The organism is Streptomyces sp. NPDC057694 (assembly GCF_042799415.1).
Taxonomy (GTDB): Bacteria; Actinomycetota; Actinomycetes; order Streptomycetales; family Streptomycetaceae; genus Streptomyces.
The window spans coordinates 211,819-229,842 of the sequence record NZ_JBHVIX010000007.1 but is presented as its reverse complement, the minus strand read 5'-3'; the positions used below and the strand labels follow the sequence as shown (position 1 = coordinate 229,842).

Sequence of the window (18,024 nt, the reverse complement as noted above, 5' to 3'; positions counted from 1 at the left end):
TTGGCAACAGCGTTGTTTAAGTGGGAGGCATGACTGGTACGAGTGCTTCTCTTCGCGTGGGCCTGATCGGCTACGGCCTCGCGGGCTCCGTCTTCCACGCCCCGCTGATCGCCGCGACCGAGGGCCTGACCCTCGACACGGTCGTCACCTCGAACCCGGAGCGGCAGGCCCAGGCCCGCGCCGAGCACGGCGACGGGCTGCGGTTCGCGGCCTCCCCCGACGAGCTGTGGGAGCGGGCCGACGAGCTCGACCTGATCGTCATCGCGTCCCCGAACAAGACGCACGTACCCCTCGCGAAGGCCGCGCTCGCGGCGGGCCTGCCCGTCGTCGTCGACAAGCCGGTGGCGGGCACGGCCGCCGAGGCCCGCGAGCTGGCGGCGCTGGCCGACGAGCGCGGGCTGCTGCTCTCGGTCTTCCAGAACCGCCGCTGGGACAACGACTTCCTGACCATCGAGGCCCTGCTGAAGGACGGCGAGCTGGGCGACGTCTGGCGCTTCGAGTCGCGCTTCGAGCGCTGGCGCCCGCAGCCCAAGGGCGGCTGGCGCGAGTCCGGGAACCCGGAGGAGATCGGCGGCCTGCTCTACGACCTCGGCTCCCACGTGGTCGACCAGGCGCTGGTGCTGTTCGGCCCGGCCGTCGCCGTCTACGCCGAGTCCGACGTGCGGCGCGCGGGCGCCGAGGCCGACGACGACACGTTCATCGCGATCACGCACGCGAACGGCGTCCGCTCGCACCTCTACGTCTCCGCGACCACGGCCCAGCTCGGCCCGCGCTTCCGCGTGCTCGGCTCGCGGGCGGGCTACGTGAAGTACGGCCTCGACCCGCAGGAGGCGGCCCTGCGCGACGGCAAGCGGCCCGTCGCCTGTGAGCCGTGGGGTGTGGAGTGCGAGTCGATGTGGGGCCGGGTCGGCTCCGGGGAGTCCCCGGCGACCGGCGGCGGCAGCCCGCGGCCCACGGTCGACGGTGACTACCCCGCGTACTACGCCGCCGTCGCCGCCGCCCTGCGCGACGGCGCCCCGAACCCGGTGCCCGCCACGCAGGCGGCGGACGCCCTCGACATCCTGGAAGCGGCCCGCCGCTCCGCCGACCAGAAGGTGACGGTGACCCTGTGAGCACCCCTTCCGCTCCCGACATCGCCACCCTGGAGGAGCAGGAGAGCCGCCTGGTCCTCGACGGGTTCTCGTACGACGACGCCTGGCGGCTCGGGAACCTGCTGGTGGAGCTGGCCCGCGAGCGCCGGGCGCCGGTGGCGATCGACATCTCGCGCGGCGGCCAGCAGCTCTTCCACGCGGCGCTGCCCGGCTCGACGCCGGACAACGACGCGTGGATCGCCCGCAAGCGCCGCGTGGTGGAGCGCTATCAGGTCTCGTCCCTGCTGGTCGGCACCCGCTTCCGCGCCAAGGGCACGACGTTCGAGGACTCCTCGCGCCTGGACCCGGACACGTACGCGGCCCACGGCGGCGCGTTCCCGATCGCCGTGCGGGGCACGGGAGTCGTCGGCACGGTCGTGGTCTCGGGCCTCCCCCAGCTGGAGGACCACGCCCTCGTGGTGGAGGCCCTCGGCCGCTTCATCGACGCGAGCTGATCCCGCGCCGCCTGCGCGCCGCACCGGCGATCGCCGCGCCCGCCGTCAGCGTGGCCGCGGCAATCCCGCCGAGCACCACCACTCCCCCGGGCGACCCTGTCTCGGCCAGCTCTCCGCCCCCGGTGCCGCCACTGCCACCGCCGCTGCCACCGCTTGTCGTGCCGGGCGTGCTGTCAGTGGGGCTGGGCGTCGGAGTGGGGGTGGGAGTGGGGGTCGGCGTCGGCGTGGGTGTGGGAGTAGGCGTGGGCGTCGGCGTAGGAGTCGGGGTGGGAGTAGGCGTCGGGGTCGGGGTGGGAGTCGGCGTCGGCGTCGGCGTCGGCGTCGGGCTGACGTCGTCGCAGGACGGCAGGTCGCCCACGAACGGGTAGGCGTGGAACTCCTGGCCCCCGCCACCCCCGGCCGATGAGGCGTGGGTGAGCGAACCGGCGGTGTAGAACCGCCCGTTGAACCCGGACATGGTCACCGTGGTCGTACTGGCCGGGTTGCCCACCAGGGTGCTGCCGGAGAACTGGGTGCTGCCGGCGAGGGTCACGTCCGTGGCGTCGGGGAAGTTCCACAGCAGCCGGTCGCGGAGCGCGGCCGGGAGCATCGCCTCGTACGTGTTGATCTCGCGCGCGTCCCCGTAGACGTTGACGAGGACGGTGGCGCCGGACGGAATCCCGGAGAACGAGAAACCCTCCTGGCCGCCGCTCCTGCCGACGAGGTCGAAGTCGACGTCGAAGACCTGGATCGGGGACCGGCCGTCGCCGGTGAAGACGGTGCTGCTGCCGTCGTTCACGGCCGTGCCGGTCGCGGTGCGGTGGGCGGCGCCGTCGTACGCGTAGCAGTGGCTGGCGTCCTGCAACTGCTTGCGCAGTGCCGTGTAGGGCTTCGTGGCGTCGGCGTCGCGGACGTGGTCGGTCTCGACGGTCCCGGTGAGCGTGCCGCCGTACCGTACGTCGCCGTGGGCGCTGGCGTCCTCCACGGCGAGACGCTCGCCGGAGTCGACGGTGACGTTCCCGCCGACGGTGAGGAAGTCGGTGCCGTCGGGGGGCGGGACGCGCGAGCCGACGCCCGCGACGCCCACGTTGTAGAGCTGCGAGACCCCGGCGTCCTTGTCCTGGTCGAAGTCGCCGAGCACGACGACCTTGCCCTCCGCCTCCGCCGCGGAGCGCCGGACGAGCATGTCCCCGCCGACGAAGACGTTGATGTTGCTGTCCCGCCCGGCCGGGGCGCCGTTGTTCGGGTCCGGGTACGCGTCGGGGCACTGGCTCCCCAGACAGGGACCGAGCCCGCCGGGCAGCGGATCCGCGACGGCGGCCCCGGCCGCGCCTCCGACCAGCAGGGCGGCCATGGCGGCGACGGACATGCGCGCGCTGATTTTTCCCATGAGCGCACTATGTGAAGTCCCCGCCCCGCCCGGGAGCAGACACGCCCCCGGCACCCCCGAACGGGCCCCCGAGCGGAGCGCCTAGGCCGGCTTGAGCTCCTGCCGCTGCCGCCCCAGCCCCTCGATCTCCAGCTCCACCACGTCACCGGCCCGCAGGTACGGCTTCGGCTCGGGCTGGCCCATGGCGACGCCCGCCGGTGTGCCGGTGTTGATGACGTCGCCGGGGTAGAGGGTCATGAACTGGCTGACGTAACGGACCACTTCCGCCACGGGGAAGATCTGGTCGGCGGTGCTGCCGTCCTGCTTGAGTTCGCCGTTGACCCAGAGCTTCAGGCCGAGCGCCTGCGGGTCCTGCACCTCGTCCGGGGTCACCAGCCACGGTCCGAGCGGGTTGAACGTCTCGCAGTTCTTGCCCTTGTCCCAGGTGCCGCCGCGCTCGATCTGGAACTCGCGCTCCGACACGTCGTGCGCGACCGCATAGCCGCCGACGCAGGCGAGCGCGGCCTCGTGGGACTCGACGTAGCGGGCCGTACGTCCGATGACCACGGCCAGCTCCACCTCCCAGTCGGTCTTGGTGGAGCGGCGCGGGACGAGCACGGTGTCGTCCGGGCCGACCACCGTGTCCGCCGCCTTGAAGAAGACGACGGGCTCGGCGGGCGGCTCGGCGCCGGTCTCGGCGGCGTGGTCGTGGTAGTTCAGGCCGATGCACACGACCTTGCCGATCCGGGCCACCGGCGGACCGACGCGCAGGCCCGCGCAGTCAAGGGCGGGCAGCTCCCCGGAGGCGGCAGCCGCCCGTACCCGGTCGAGCGCGGCGTCGTCCGCGAGCAGCGCCCCGTCGACGTCGGTGACGAGTCCCGACAGGTCGCGGAGGGTTCCCTCGGCGTCGAGGAGCGCGGGGCGCTCGGCTCCGGCGGGTCCGACTCGCAGCAGCTTCATGGTGTAACTCCCTCTGATCTAGGAGGAGCCTCCATGGCAAGGTGCGGCCTCAGCCATCGGAGGTCTGGTCGATCCTCCAAGTTCGGCGTCCAGTCCGCAATACCCCGTTCACGGACTGGACCCGGCGCCCGGCTCAGACGGGGAGCGCCGCCGCGCCCGCGTACGGCATGTCGCGGTAGAGGACGGCGCGCTCGACGGAGCTCCACGTCGTCGACGTGACGATGTACAGCGCGGCGGCGAGCGGCACGTAGGCCACCGAGAACAGGGTCATGAACGACATCAGCGGCATGAACTTCGCCATCGCCCCCATGCCCGGCATCTGCGGCTGGTCCGCGGCGGGCGTCGCGGCCGCCGACAGCGCCATCTGCCGCTTCGTACGGCGGTAATTGAAGGTCGCCACGACCGCGACGAGCACGAACAGCGCCACGTACACCAGCCCCTGCGCCCCGAACAGCCCGCCGTGCGCGAGCGCGTCCTTGAAGCGTCCGCCGAGCGGGGCGGCGCCCAGGGTGTGGCCGAGCAGGCCGTTGGGCTCGCCGCCGATGCTGCTGTTGGAGAACAGGTGGTAGGTCAGGAAGAACGCCGGCATCTGGAACAGCATCGGCAGGCAGCCGGAGAGCGGGGAGACCTTCTCCTCGCGGTGCAGTTCCATGATCGCCTTCTGGAGTGCCTCGGGGCTCTTCTTGTGCTTCTTCCGGAGCTCGGCGATGCGCGGCTGAAGCTTGAGCCGGTCACGCTGGCCCCGGGCGCCGGCCCGCGACAGGGGATGCACGAGGAGCCGTACGAGCGCGGTGAACAGGACGATCGCGGCGGCGGTGGCCGAGGCGTGGAACAGCGGCTGGAGCAGCGTGGCCAGGTGCTCGACCAGGCTGGCGAAGACGGACATGAACGACGACATGGGTGAGCCCTCCGGGGGTCTCGTCGTGCCGGAAACGTAAAGGATTTCGGCGTGACGGACCGCGGGCCCGGCAGGAGGAGAGCGCCGGTCAGCGAGCCGTCGGGACGAGACGGCCGGGTGCTCGGGGGCGGGGGCGCCCCGACGCGTCGGGGTCGCGCTGCGGCAGGAAGGCCGTGCGCTGCTCGCGGTCCCGCATCGCCGTGCGCACGCTGGTGGGCGGCACGGCGGGCGCGGAGCGCGCGGTGAGCAGGGAGCAGACGGCGAGCGCGGAGCCCGCGGCGGCGGTCGCGGCGAGCGCGACGGCCCCGGCGAGGCTGCCGGTGTCGACGAGGACGGACTCGACGAGGAGGAACAGCAGCAGGGCGGCCGGGCGCAGGGTCGTGGACCAGGTGCTCGTGCGACTCATGCGGCGTCCTCCTCTCGCGTGCGGATCAGTTCCGTACGGGTGTCCGGCCGAACAGGCGTCCTGCCAGTTATACAGGCTCGGTCACGAGCGGCTGAAGAAGGCGGGGCACGCTCAGGGAGTCTGCCACTTCTGCGCCGTGTTCCCCGAGCACCAGGCGATCTGGAGCGGGGTGCCGTCCGCGGTGGCGGCGTTGGCGACGTCCAGGCACTTGTCGGCCGCGACGTTGACGACGTCCGCGTTGGGCGAGATGCGCCACTGGCGCACGTTCGATGTGTCGCAGCGCACCATCACGAGGCGGGAGCCGTCCTTGGTCGAGTTGCCCGCCGTCGACAGGCACGTGCCCTGGTTGCGCAGGGTGCCGTCGGAGGCGAAGAACCAGACCTGGTCGGCGCCGCCGTCGCAGGCGCGCAGCTGCAGGCCGCCGGACATCCGCTGGGCGCACTTGCCGGCGAGGCCCTTGACCGGCCCCTTGGGGCCCGTGAGCTTCGTCGTCGCGGGTGCCTTCTTGGTGGTGTCCGACGAGGAGTCGTCACTCTTCGACCCCGACTTCGTGTCCGAGCCCGAGCTCCCGGAACCGGTGGTCGGCCTGCTCCCGGCCGCGGGGGCGCCCGCGTGGACGGTGACGGTGGGCGCCGGCTTCTTCTTCTCCTCGGGGCTCTTCGACGCGGCCGTCGCGCTCGCCGAGCCGTCGGGCGTCGGCGCCGAGGTGGGGCTCTGCGACACGGAGGCCGACGGCACGGGGGGCGGCACCGACCGCGAGCTGTCCGGCCCCGAGGAGAGCCCGTGGGCGAGCGCGGTGCCGCCGAGGACCGCGCCGGTGACGGCGGCGACCGACCCCACCGTCACGAAGACCCGGCGGCCGGGCATCAGCCCGATCCGCACGCGGGACGGCTTGTCGGTGTACGTCTGGGAGAAACGGGTCGGTGGCACGGGACCTCCGGCGGTGGCTGCGGTCGGACGGGGGACGGGAGCGGGGGCGGCTGGTTCAGCGCAGCGCGCTGGGCACGGGCAGGTCGGCCTCCTCCAGGACCATCAGCTGGGCCGTGCCGGGGTCGACCAGCTCGGCCATGCGCAGCGCCTGCCGCTCGGTCATCTGCTGGAAGAGCTGGCGCGCGGTGCGGCCGTTGCCGAACGCCGCGTCGCGCGGGATGGACTCGATGTGCGTCGACAGCGCCTTGCGGGCGCCTTCGCTCAGCTCGTAGCGGTGGCGCTGCGCCTGGTGCTCGACGATGGAGACGACCTCCTGGGAGGTGTAGTCGGCGAACAGCAGGGTGCGGGTGAAGCGGGAGGCCAGGCCCGGGTTGGAGGAGATGAAGCGGTTCATGTCGGCGGGGTAGCCGGCGGCGATGACGACGACCTCGTCGCGGTGGTCCTCCATCAGCTTCACCAGCGTCGCGATGGCCTCGGTGCCGAAGTCGTTGCCGACGGCGGCCGGTACGAGCGCGTAGGCCTCGTCGATGAAGAGCACTCCGCCCCGGGCCCGCTGGAACGCCTCGGTCGTCTTCGGGCCGGTGTGGCCCACGTACTCGCCGACCAGCGCGGACCGGTCGACCTCGACGAGGTGGCCGTGGCCGAGCAGGCCCAGTGCCTTCAGCAGCCGGCCGTAGAGCCGCGCGACCGTCGTCTTGCCGGTGCCGGGGTTGCCGGCGAAGACGAGGTGGCGGCTGAGCGGCGGCGCGGGCAGGCCCGCCTCCTGCCGCATCCGCACGGTCTGCATCAGCTTGACCATGCCGCTGACGTCGCGTTTCACGCCGTCGAGCCCGACGAGTTCGTCCAGTTCGCCCAGCAGGTCGGCGAGCGTCTCGGGCTCGGGCTCCGGCTCGCCCTCCAGGGACGGCTCGGCCTCGCCCGTGGCCACCGGCGCACCGGCGACGGGTCCGGCCGGGACGCCGGTGCCGGTGCGGACCGGCGGCGCGCCGCCCGCCTTGGCCGCGCCGCTGAGGTTCGTGGGCAGCACCGGGGTGGTGACGTCCACGGCGACGCACTCCTCGAAGACGGGGGCCGCGCCGTCGGCGAGCCCCACGTCCCGGGCGCAGTCCAGGACCCGGCAGCGGCGCAGCGTCGGCGCGGCGCCCGCGCCGACGTGCACGGCGGGGAAGCCGCTGCCCGACAGGTCGCAGTCGGTGAGGGTGCCGCCCGAACCGGCGCCGAACAGCACACCGTTCTTGCCCGCGCCGCTCACCCGTACGCCGCGGAGCTCCGGCTCGGCGCCGTCGCGGACGACGATGCCGCTGCCCGCCGCGTCGGTCACCGAGCCGCCGTCCATGGCCAGCCGCGCCCCGCCGTCCACGGTGACACCGGCGCCGCCGGCCGCCACCACGTCGACGTGCGCCAGCTCCACGACGGCGCCCGTCGCCACCACGAGGCCGTCGCCGCTCTGCCCGGCCAGCCGGGTTCCGCGTATCTCGCACGGCTCGGTCGAGGTGAGCCGCAGCCCCGCCTCGCCGCCCGTCACGGTCGAGTCGCGCAGCACCAGCGCGCTCTCGCCCGACGTGTGGATGCCGTCCATCCGCGCGCCGACCAGCGCGCAGGTGTCGATCTCGGCGCGCGCCGACTGGGTGACCGTCAGGAGATGGGTTCCGCCGCCGCGCAGTCCGCTGCCGGTCAGCCGGGCCCGGGACGCGCCGCCGAGCCGTACCGCGCCCGCCGCGCAGTCGGCGACGGTGGCGCCGGTCAGCTCGACGGTGGAGCGCTCGCCGCCGGTGACGCCCGCGCCGCCCGCGCCCGTGAGGCGGCAGGAGTCGGCGCGCAGGCGGGCCTCACCGGCCGCGACCAGCGCGTCCTCGCCCGCGTCGACGACCCGGCAGTCCCGCAGTTCCACGACCGCGCCGTGCTCGGCGTGCACGCCCGCGCGGGCCGGTGCCACGACCCGGCAGTCCTCCAGGAGGGCGGTCGAACCGTCCTGGGCCAGCAGCCCGTTGCGTCCCGCACCGGTCAGCAGGCCGTCGCGGATCATGAGCCGCGCCCCGCCGCGGGCCCGCACCGAGGAGCCGGAGTGGTCGCGCACCCGCAGGCGCTCCGCGGTGAGCGTCGCCGCGTCCGAGAGCACCACCCCGATGCCCTGCACGGACTCGATGACGGTGTCCTCCAGGTGCGCCCGCGCGTCCCCGCGCAGGTGCAGCGCCGCGTGGTGCGCGCCGTGCAGCCGTACGCGCCGCAGCCACAGCACCCCGCCGGAGGTGGGGTCGTCGAGCAGCGGGGCCATGTCGTCGGGGATCTCCGGGAAGCCGCCCGGCGCGGTGGGGGCCACCGGCCTGGTCGAGCCGAGCACCTCCACCCGGCCGTGCGCGACCTCGCAGTCGTCCAGCGCCAGCGCGGACGCCTCCGCCACCCGCAGCAGTACTTGCGTGGGGTCGGCGCCGCGCACCGTCAGGCCGCGCAGCACGCAGTCGGGCGCGGCGATGGTCACGGCGCCGCCTGCGGGCGGCCGCACCACGACCGACCCTTCGCCGAACTCGGGGACGAGCGTGACCCGGCGGCGCAGGTGCAGCTCCTCCTCGTACTCGCCGGGGGCGATCGCCACCACGGCGCCGGACGGGGCGGCGGCGAGCGCGTCGGCGAGGGTGCGGTGGCTGCCCCGGCCGCGGGGGCCGACTCGGATCACCGGTTGCTGGTTCATGTGGTTCCTCCGCCGTCCCCAGTCGTCTCCGGCGGGGCCGCGGGCGCGGTGATGCCGAGCCAGTCGCGCACCTGGGCGCCGAAGAAGAACGTGGAGAAGGACTTGTCGATCATCTTGCCGATCGCCGGCATCACGAAGATGTCCATGACGCCCTGCCGGTGGTACCAGCGGCCGGCGATGTTGTTCTGCATCAGGTTGCGGGCCGCACCGATGCTCGCCCCGCCGATGAGTCCGCCGAGCGCTCCCGCCCCGCCGTACGCCGCGGCGTCGGCGCCGCTGAGGTACACCGTGTTGCCGTTGGCGTCCTTCACTCCGAAGACGGCGGCGGTCGCGGCGCCGCTCGCGAAGGCGCCGACAGCGCCGCTGATGGAGCTGTTGGCGAAGTCGTAGACGCCGGAGCGCCAGCGCATGACCTTCTCGTTGCCGGCCCACTCGGCGCCCCAGCTGTCGTCGTTGGGGCGCAGGCCGTAGGGCTTGCCCGCGTCGACGTTGGAGAGGCCGTTCTTCCAGGCGCCGCCGCGCCCGGCGATCAGGTGGCCGGTGGTGAAGACGCCCTTGCTGCCGGCGGCGATGGTCGCGCCGAACGCGGCCTTCGCCACGTCCATCGGTGTGAACGGCTGCCCGGTGGCGGCGGAGGCGATGCCGTAGACGGCGAGGTTGAGCACGAAGTCGACGATCCACTCCTGGCCCATCTCCATGGCCAGTTGCTGGAACGCCTTGGTGACGAACGGCGCGTAGGTGGCCTCACCGGCGACCGACGGGCCGAACTTCCACCGGTTGGGCTCGCGCAGCATCCGGCTGAAGCCCCGGTACTCGTTGGCGAGTCCGGTGAAGTTCGTCTCGCGGCCGACCGGGGTGTGGGCCCAGTCGGGCGTGACGCGGTCCAGCAGCGTCGTCCGGCCGAAGGCGTCGGTGTTCCAGACGTAGCCCGACAGGGAGCGCTCGTTGATGACGGTGATGCCGTCGGCGCCGTACTGACGCCAGTGCTTGCCCCACTCCTCGCTCTCCAGGAACGTGTTGTTGGTCAGCAGCTTCTTCTCGCGGACCATCACACCGGTGTCGAACTCCTTCCAGACGTGCGCGTTGAACACGTCGCCCGGGTTCGCGGTGTACTCCCGTACGCGGAAGGGCTGGTCGGTGAAGAAGGAGCGGACGGCGCCGGTGGTCTGCTTGACCGGGATCACCTGGATGTTCTGGTTCAGGCTGGGGACGCTGTCCTCCCAGCGCGCTCCCGGCTTCCACGAGGTGAGGGCCGTGTTGCCGTCGAACCAGGTGCGGACGCGGTCGCCCTGTCCGGTGCCGAACTCCTTGATGTTGCCGTGCCGGTCGATCTTGTTCCAGTTCCACACCTCGACGCCGTTGCCGTCCCGCGAGACGCGCCAGGCGTCCGCGACGTCGCCGTCGGAGAGGATGCGGTGCTCGCGCACCAGCAGGCCGCCGTCGAAGTCCTGGTAGGACTCCTTGTCCCAGCCCCAGCGGTCCACGTCCCGGCTGTTCGCGGTGTAGCGGACGCCGGTGTTGCCGTTGCCGTCGTTCCAGGTGAAGTGGGTGCCGTCGGCGTGGCCGGTCGACGTGATCTGGACGGTTCCGGCGCCGTTCGGCGTCGGCCAGGTGTCGGACCGGGAGAGGACGAAGCCCTGGTGGTCGAAGCGGGTCCAGTCGCCGGTGCCCGAGTGCACCTGCACGCGGAAGTCCCGGTCGCCGCTGCCCGCGTTGCCGTCGGGCCGCACCGCCGGACGGGGGCGGAACTCGACCATCGAGCCGTCGGACAGGCCGGTGCGCGCCACGTGCCAGCCGCCGCCACCGGAGGTGTACCAGTCGCCGTCCTGGCGGTTGGGGTGGAACTGGTCCTGCCACTTCACGGTGAGGCCGGCGCTGCCGCCCGGCGTCACCTGGAACTCGCCGTTGACGTAGGTGCGGGTGCCCTGGAGCTTGCCCTCGCCCTCCGACCACGGCAGGTGGTTGGGCTGCGCCGGGACGCCGTTCGGGTGGGCGCCGGTGGTGGGCAGCGCGACGTCGCCGGTCTTCAGGTCGTTGCCGCTGCCCAGCTTCCGCGTCTCGCGCACCACTTCGCCGACGTTGGCCGCGCCCGGCGTGGTGACGATGTCGGTGACGGTCGAGTCCATCGAGGTGAAGCGGATGCCGCTCAGCGGCGCCCCGCCGCCGGCCGGGGTCTGCGTGAACCGCGCGACCTGGAGCCTGCTGTCCCCGGCGAGCCAGGGCGCGGCGTGCTCCAGCTGGCTGGTGCGGTAGTCGAAGGTCATGAAGCGGCGGAAGTTGACCGGCGGGCGCTGCTCGGCGAGGCGGCGCACCTCCAGGCTGGAGCCGTCCGCGAGATCCTTGAACGCGCCGGTCTCCTTGGCCTGCGGCGAGTGCGAGACCCAGCTGGTCTTCGGTGTGCCGTCGGCGTTCATCTCCAGCTGGAAGTAGCGGCGCACGTCGTGCGGACTGGCCTGGAAGCGGCCGAACTTCTCGTGCACGACGATCGTCCGGCCCGCGTTGTTCGGGTCGGGCATCCGGTCGGTGAAGCCGCGGCCGGCACCCCAGTCGCGGGTGCCCTGCGCGAGGTGCTGGAAGTCCTCGTCGTAGCGGTGCCAGGTGCCGGTGGCCAGGGACTGGGTGGCGGGGTGGTTGTCCAGCGTGCCGAGGACGTGCCCGCCGTCGGGGTTGAGCTGGAAGTGCCGTACGCGGACGTCGAGTCCGTTGACGCTGCGCACGTCGAACCAGCTGCGGCCGCTCTCGCCCCAGTGCCGGGTGCCGTGCCGGACGACGGTGCCGCCCGCGTCGACCTCGGCCCAGGTGCCGCGCTGGCCGGTGCGCGAGAAGTCGCCCGCCCCGCCGGTCCCGTGGAAGGCGTACAGGGTGTGCCCGCCCGGGAGCGGCCGGCGCTCGTACACGTCGTTGCCGGAGTGGCTGACGAGGCTGACGCGGCCGTTGTCCAGGCCCTTGGCGCCGATGGTGCCGCTCTCGAACCACGCGTTGGCGTTGTGCGCCGGCACGCCGCCCGGGGTCTGCTTGACCAGCTGCCAGGTGCCGGTCGAGCCGTCCGCGGGGTAGGTCAGGTCGTAGTGCCGGCCCGGCTGGACCGCACCCTTGTGGAACGGCACGATCCGCTCGCCGGAGAGGCGGCCCCCGCCCTCGTACGTCCGGAACTCGCCGGCGCGCGCCCCGGCTCCGTCGGTGACGCGGAAGTCGGTGCCCTGCGCGGCGACCTGGACGCCGGGCACCGGCCGGAGGTTGCCGTCGACCACGCGCGGCGGGCCGTCGGTGGTCACCAGGTAGCGGGAGGCGTTCGGGGTGCCGGGGGTCACGTCGGAGAGCCGGGCGAGGTCGTAGGTGGTGCCGCGGACGCCGTCGGTGACGTGTGCCCCGAGGCCGGTGTTGTCCGCCGGGCGGATCGTGGCGTGCAGGTCGCCGTTGGCCCCGAAGAGCCGTACGTCCCCGCCCGGGTCGGTGACGCGGAAGCCGCCGCCGGTCAGCGTGTCGACCGTGTGGCCCGCGACGGGCCGGAGGTTGGCGTCCAGGACGCGCGGCACGGGGTTGCCGACGGTCTGGAGGTGCTCCGCGCCGCGCAGGCCGTTTCCGTCGGCGAGGCGTAGAGCTTCGAGGTTGGTGGTGCCGTCGGCGGCGTGGACGGTCACCGTGGTGGCGTCCGTGACGAGCAGTTGGTTGCCCGGCAGCGGCGCCAGCGTGGTGCCCGCGACCGGGGCGCCGTCGGGACCGCGCAGCGTGTGGGGTCCCCCGGCGACGGTCGGGACCGTCGCGAGCCGGTCGTCGCGGCCGAGGCGCACCACCTGGTGCGTGAGGTCGCCCGCTCCGTCGACGAGGACGTGGTGTCCGCCGTCCTGTACGCGGAAGCCGCCCGCCGGGTTGCCGGTCTGCGGCACGACGCGGCCGCCCGCGACGGGGGCCAGCGCCCCGTCGAGCAGCTGCGGCCCACCGGCGCCGGGCAGCGTGCCGAAGAGCCTGCCGTCGAGTCCGGGCGCGTGCAGCGCGGTGGCGTCGAAGGAGTACGCGCCGTTCGCGCCGTGCACCCGGATGTCGCCGCGTACGTCGGTGATGTGGAAGGTGCCGTCCGGGGCGCGGACGACGCCGTGTCCCATGAGGTCCGTGCCGAGTCCGGTCCGCAGGTGCGCTTCGAGGGTGCCGTCGGTGCGGGTGAAGGCGAAGGTGTCGGCGCCCGGGCCCGCGGGGCCGCGCAGGGTGACCACCTGGTGGGTGAGGCCGCCCCGGGGGTCGACGGCGATGTGCACCGCGCCGTGCTCGACGCGGAAGCCGCCGCCGGTCAGCGCGGTGACGCCCGCCCCGGCCATCGGGGTGCCGTCGGGCCGCACCAGGCCCGTGGGCAGGCCGTCGTCGCCGAACCGCACGAGGGCGCCGCCGAGTCCACCGCCGCCCACCGGGAGGCCGGTGAAGAGCGGGGCGCCGTTGTGGACGTCGTGCACCGCGACCGTGGCGTCGGGCTGCGAGAGGTGCAGCGTGTCGCCGTGCCGGACGAGGGTCGTGGCGGGGACGGGGGTGCCGGTGGCGGTGAACGGGTGCGCCACCGGGTGCTGGCCACCGGCCGGGATGTGGGCGAAGACCGACTGCCCGCCCGCGCCGGGGAGCGGCACCGCGTCGTGGGTGTGGATGCCGCCCGCGTCGACGACGAGGTGCTGCCCGCCGTGCTCGATGCGGAAGCCGCCGCCGTCGAGCGCGGTCACCGAGGCGCCGTCGAACGGCGTGCCGTCGGAGTGGACGAGCGTCGGCGCCTGCCCGGGCCCGGCGGCAGGGCGGACGAACGCGCCGTCGGGGCCGCCGGTGACGGGCAGCGCCTGGTGGGAGAAGGCGCCGTCGGGGCGGTGGACGTCGACCAGGTTGCCGCCGCCGGTGCGGGTGACGTGGTAGACGCCGCCGCCGTCGGCCGGTGCGGTGACCGTGCCGGGGGTGGGCGCGCCCAGTTCGTCGGTCAGGGCCAGCGGCCCGGCGCCGCCGCCGTGCGGGGCGACGACGTGCAGGTCCGTGCCGTGGCCGCCGCTGCCGTGCAGCCGCAGGCCGTCGTGGGTGGGCAGGCCGGTGACGGGGCTGTGCGTCTGGAAGCCGTTCGGGGTGGGCACGTGCAGACCGTTGTCGACCAGGCGGACGGGGCCGCCGCCGAGCGGCAGGCCGCCCGCGTCGAGGTGCTGGACGCCCACCGGCGCGTTGTGCGCGTCGAGCCGGAGCACGACCGTCGAGTCGCCGAAGTGGCCGCCGCGCAGCGCGAACGTCTGCTCCCCGCCGGTGAAGTGGTAGCCGGTCCCGTCGAAGGCGAAGTCGGACCGGAAGGAGCGCACTCCCTGGGTCCACTCGGCGTGCAGCTGGACGACGCCGTCCGCGTTCGTGTCCGTCCAGGCCCTGACGGGCTGTCCGCCGGCCGCGCCCGCGACGGTGACCGTGGGCTGTGCCGCGCCGCCTGCGTGGACCTGGAGCTGGACGCCGGTGAGGCCCGGCACGTGCACGGTGAGGTGGGCGGGCGGGGCGACCGCGGGGACGGCGACGTTCGCGGAGGCGCCCGTGCCGCCGGGGAGCGTGGAGCCGCTCGGCACCATCTCCATGGAGACCGTGTTCGAGCCTCCGGTCACCTGTACGTCGATGACCTCCTCGTTCACGAGGGGGTGGCCCTGGGCCGCGTCGAGCCCGTAGTCGAGCCGCCGGACGCCGCCACCGTTCGGGAGGTCGTACTCCAGGCGCAGGATCCGCTGGTCCCCGACGGTGAACGACGAGGTGCGCACGTCGGTGGAGCCGTTGCCGCGGACCGTGACGTCGACAAGCCGGCCGTCTCCCGGGGTGGCGGGGGTGACGTCCACCCGTACGCCGGGCAGGTGCGGGATGTTCGTGAAGGTGTGCTGGAGGTCGTAGGCGACGTGGACCATGTTCACCCGGATGTCCTGGGTGAAGACGGACTTCGCCCCGCCGAACCCGGCCAGGGTGAGGTCGTCGCCGCGGAAGAGGGCGTTGAGGCCCGCGATGGACACGCTGCTGCCGTCGAAGGCGGCCGGCGCCTCGTTGACGGAGGCGGTACCGGGCGCGGCGGGTGTCTCCACGGCCCCGGCGGGCGGGGTGGTGAGGGCACCGGAGGCGGGGGTGGGAACCGTCGTCGACGGCACCGACTGCGCGGCGGCGACCGGGACGACGGCGGGCTGCGGCAGGGCCGTCGGCGCGACGCTCGGCAGCGCGGCGGCCCCGGTCGGCACCGCACCGGCGACCGGCGGGGCGTCGACCCCACCCGTGACGGCGCCCACGCCCGGCGTGTCGACCCCGCCCAGCCCCGGCGTGTCGACTCCGCCGGCCGAAGGGACGGACACGGCAGAGGAGTTGACGGTCGGCGCGGTCACGCCGCTCGTCGAAGGGACCGAGACGGAAGAGGCGTTGACGGTCGGCGCGTTGACGGCCGAGGCGTTGACGGTCGGAGCGGTCACCGCGCTCGTCGGGGGAACCGTCACCGCCGAAGCATTCACGGTGGGCACGTTCACGCCCGACCCGGTCACCCCGCCCACCGAAGGCACCGACACCGTCGAGGCGTTGACGGTGGGTACGTTGACGGCCCCCGCGGTGACCCCACCGGTCGAAGGAACGGACACGGCCGAAGCGTTGACGGTCGGCGCGTCGACCGCCCCCGCGCTCACCCCGCCCACCGACGGGACCGACACCGTCGAAGCGTTGACCGTGGGTACGTTGACGGCCGCCCCGGTCACCCCACCCACCGAAGGGACCGACACCGTCGAGGCGTTGACGGTCGGTGCCGTCACCGCGCCGACCGACGGAACGGACACACCCGAGGCGTTGACGGTCGGCGCGTTGACCACCGCGCCCGTCACGTTCGACGTGCCGAGGTTCACGGCCGGCGGTGTCAGGCCGACGGTGTTCACCACGGGCGCCGTCGGCGGCGCGAGGTTGACCGCCGGTGCGCCCGTGAGGCCGCCCGCGGTGACGGCGGTGACCGGCGGCACCTCCATCTGCGTCACGTTCGGCGTGAGGTGGGAGAGCGCGGGCATGGTGATCGGGGCCGTGGCGGCGTTGAGGCCACCGACCGGCACGGTCAGGCTCTCCCGCCCGACCAGGCCCGTCGCGCCCGGCAGGTCCGTGATCTGCGCGCCCAGCGACGGCAGGTTCATCTGGATCGCGTTCGGCGAACTCACGTGGAGCGTCGGGGCGTCCAGCGACGTGACCGAGGGCGCCACGTTCGGCACGTTCACCGAGAGGCCGCCGGGGGCCACCCCGCCGCCGAACGCGACCGAGGGCGCCGTGACGGCCCCGAGCGACGGCATCTGCACGCCACCGGCGACGGCCCCGACGTGCGGCACCGCGCCGAGCTGCGGCATCGCCACTCCGGGCACGGACACCGCGCCGACACCCGGCGTCGCCACCGACCCCAGGTTCGGCATCGACACCCCCGGCACACTCACGGCGCCGACAGCAGGGGCGGCCGACCCCAGGTTCGGCATCGCCACCGCCGGTACGGACACCGCGCCGATGCCCGGCGCCGCCGCTCCCGGGGTGAGGCCGGAGACGTCCGGGGCGGCGGTGATGCTCTGCACCGGGCCGAGTTGGGGCAGCGGCATGTTCAGCGCGCCGCCGGACATGCCGAGCGCGCCCGGCGCGGAGATGTCGACGATCTTCGTGCCGACGGAGGGCGGGGCCAGGTCGAAGGAGACGCCGAACTCGGGCAGCGAACCGAAGTTGACCGCCACCGGCATCGGAATGGCCGCGCCGCCGCCGAAGCCCGGCAGGCCACCGCCCGGCACCAGGTTCATCGGCGGCATGTTCACGCCGTGCATGCCGACCGAGCCGACGTTCACGCCGATGTCGGCCGCGGCGTGGGTGGGCGGGGTGCGCATGCCGCCGAGGCCGACGTGCGGCAGGCTGGTGAGCGCCGTACCGGGTGTGAAGAGCGTGAAGCCGGACGCCACACCGCCGGAGACCTTGCTGGCCGCGCCGATGAACTCGCCGTTGACGAAGGCGCCGTAGCGGTACATGCCGAAGATGCCGCGGTCGATGAAGCCGATCTTCAACGCCACGGCCAGGCCATGGCCCATCTCGTCCGCCGCGACGGGCAGGAAGAGCCGCAGCCCCTTCAGGCCGCTCAGCCCGGCCGCCATGCCGCTGCCGAGGCCCTTGATGCCGTTGATCCCGGTGGCCAGGGCCCGCAGGCCGAAGAAGGACTTCGCGCCCGCCGTGTTGATGATCATCAGGTCGACGGCGGCGGGGAAGAACCCGAAACTCTTGCCGAGCGACGCAGGGTCGAAGCGGATCCCGTTCAGGCCCTTGAGCCCGTTCAGGCCGTTCAGACCGGGTGAGAAGTGCAGGCCGCCGAAGCCCTTCATGCCCTTGAGGCCGTTCAGCCAGACGCTGGTGGCCTTGAAGGAGTCGTCGAGGCCGAGGGTGAGCCGGCCGAAGAGCCCGAGCGCGTTCGGCCCGCCCGTCAGCAGGTTCTTGCCGCCGGCGAAGCCCTTGGTGCCGAGGCCCTTGAGGCCGTTCCAGAGCTGGCCGACCTTCAGGCCCTTGGTGGTGGGCGCGATGACACCGAGGATCGACATGATCAGGTCGGTGACGCTGGCGTCGCCGTTGGCGAAGTCGACCGCCGTCTTGATCAGCAGCGCCACGTTGAGGGCGATGGCGAACAGCGCCACCGGGCCGCCCACGAGGATCGCCGGGATCACCAGGATCAGCGCCAGCCAGCCGAGCGCCTTCCAGATCTCCTCGCACTCGTCGATCGGCGAGGCGATGGACTCCGCCGCCGTCTCCAGCGCGCTCGCCGCCGTCTGCGCGGCCTGCTCCAGGATGTCCTTCGCGTCGTCCGCGGTGGCCTTGTGCGCGTTGCGGCCGTCTTCGTCGTCCTCGTCGAGCGCCGCCGCCTGCGACAGCGCGTCGTCGGCCCTGCGCTGCTGCTCGCGCATCACGCCCGCGTAGGTGCGCAGGGCGCTCCTGGCGTCCTCCTGGGCCTGCCGGAACGTCGTCACGTACTTGCGCAGATCATCGTCGATGATCTTCCGCAGCGCGTCGCCGGTCTTGCCGACGAAGGCGCCGCCGGTGGTGTCGCGGACCTCCGTGAGTCCCTTGTCGATGAGGTCGGCGAGGTCGACCAGATCGCCTTGCGACGTGATCACCGCGTCGATGCCCACCGGGTCGCCGGGGGTGGGATCGGAGTCCATGCGGAGGGCGTTCCAGTCTCCGGGGCGGGGCATCGGCC

9 protein-coding genes are annotated in these 18,024 nt (G+C 73.7%); 2 read left to right on the top strand and 7 right to left on the bottom strand.

Annotated elements, in window-relative coordinates:
* The first annotated feature begins 29 nt into the window (after positions 1-29).
* The gene (locus ACFVDP_RS18800) at positions 30-1,112 is read left to right on the top strand and encodes a Gfo/Idh/MocA family oxidoreductase (RefSeq protein ID WP_383490746.1); all 1,083 of its coding nucleotides are present in this window, start codon (positions 30-32) and stop codon (positions 1,110-1,112) included.
* The gene (locus ACFVDP_RS18795; RefSeq protein ID WP_383490744.1) at positions 1,109-1,585 is read left to right on the top strand and encodes a heme-degrading domain-containing protein; all 477 of its coding nucleotides are present in this window, start codon (positions 1,109-1,111) and stop codon (positions 1,583-1,585) included. Before ACFVDP_RS18800 ends, ACFVDP_RS18795 begins: the two co-directional genes overlap by 4 nt.
* On the opposite strand, the gene ACFVDP_RS18790 is transcribed toward ACFVDP_RS18795, so the two are convergent.
* The 7 genes from ACFVDP_RS18790 to ACFVDP_RS18760 form a co-directional block, all read right to left on the bottom strand.
* Positions 1,569-2,954, bottom strand: a complete 1,386-nt coding sequence (locus ACFVDP_RS18790; RefSeq protein WP_383490743.1) for a choice-of-anchor A family protein — start codon at positions 2,952-2,954, stop codon at positions 1,569-1,571. The two genes, ACFVDP_RS18795 and ACFVDP_RS18790, sit on opposite strands and share 17 nt — an antisense overlap.
* Before the next feature lie 81 nt (positions 2,955-3,035).
* A complete protein-coding gene (locus ACFVDP_RS18785; protein WP_383490741.1) occupies positions 3,036-3,893 on the bottom strand; it encodes a fumarylacetoacetate hydrolase family protein in 858 nt (285 codons plus the stop codon).
* A gap of 133 nt (positions 3,894-4,026) precedes the next feature.
* A complete protein-coding gene (locus ACFVDP_RS18780; protein WP_383490739.1) occupies positions 4,027-4,791 on the bottom strand; it encodes a YidC/Oxa1 family membrane protein insertase in 765 nt (254 codons plus the stop codon).
* Positions 4,792-4,879: 88 nt separating this feature from the next.
* A complete protein-coding gene (locus tag ACFVDP_RS18775; protein ID WP_383490737.1) occupies positions 4,880-5,197 on the bottom strand; it encodes a DUF6412 domain-containing protein in 318 nt (105 codons plus the stop codon).
* Positions 5,198-5,308: 111 nt separating this feature from the next.
* Positions 5,309-6,127 (bottom strand): ricin-type beta-trefoil lectin domain protein, encoded by an 819-nt coding sequence (locus ACFVDP_RS18770; RefSeq protein ID WP_383490735.1) that lies wholly within the window; start codon positions 6,125-6,127, stop codon positions 5,309-5,311.
* 55 nt (positions 6,128-6,182) lie between these two features.
* Positions 6,183-8,816, bottom strand: coding sequence for a right-handed parallel beta-helix repeat-containing protein (locus tag ACFVDP_RS18765; protein WP_383490733.1), 2,634 nt, complete (start codon positions 8,814-8,816; stop codon positions 6,183-6,185).
* Positions 8,813-18,019, bottom strand: a complete 9,207-nt coding sequence (locus ACFVDP_RS18760; RefSeq protein WP_383490731.1) for a hypothetical protein — start codon at positions 18,017-18,019, stop codon at positions 8,813-8,815. The genes ACFVDP_RS18765 and ACFVDP_RS18760 overlap by 4 nt, the downstream gene beginning before the upstream one ends.
* Between the last annotated feature and the right edge of the window lie 5 nt (positions 18,020-18,024).

Coding starts and splice junctions, on each gene's coding strand:
- ACFVDP_RS18800 (WP_383490746.1), top strand. CDS start 30: ATGACTGGTACGAGTGCTTCTCTTCGCGTGGGCCTGATCGGCTACGGC.
- ACFVDP_RS18790 (WP_383490743.1), bottom strand. CDS start 2,954: ATGGGAAAAATCAGCGCGCGCATGTCCGTCGCCGCCATGGCCGCCCTG.
- ACFVDP_RS18785 (WP_383490741.1), bottom strand. CDS start 3,893: ATGAAGCTGCTGCGAGTCGGACCCGCCGGAGCCGAGCGCCCCGCGCTC.
- ACFVDP_RS18780 (WP_383490739.1), bottom strand. CDS start 4,791: ATGTCGTCGTTCATGTCCGTCTTCGCCAGCCTGGTCGAGCACCTGGCC.
- ACFVDP_RS18775 (WP_383490737.1), bottom strand. CDS start 5,197: ATGAGTCGCACGAGCACCTGGTCCACGACCCTGCGCCCGGCCGCCCTG.
- ACFVDP_RS18765 (WP_383490733.1), bottom strand. CDS start 8,816: ATGAACCAGCAACCGGTGATCCGAGTCGGCCCCCGCGGCCGGGGCAGC.
- ACFVDP_RS18760 (WP_383490731.1), bottom strand. CDS start 18,019: ATGCCCCGCCCCGGAGACTGGAACGCCCTCCGCATGGACTCCGATCCC.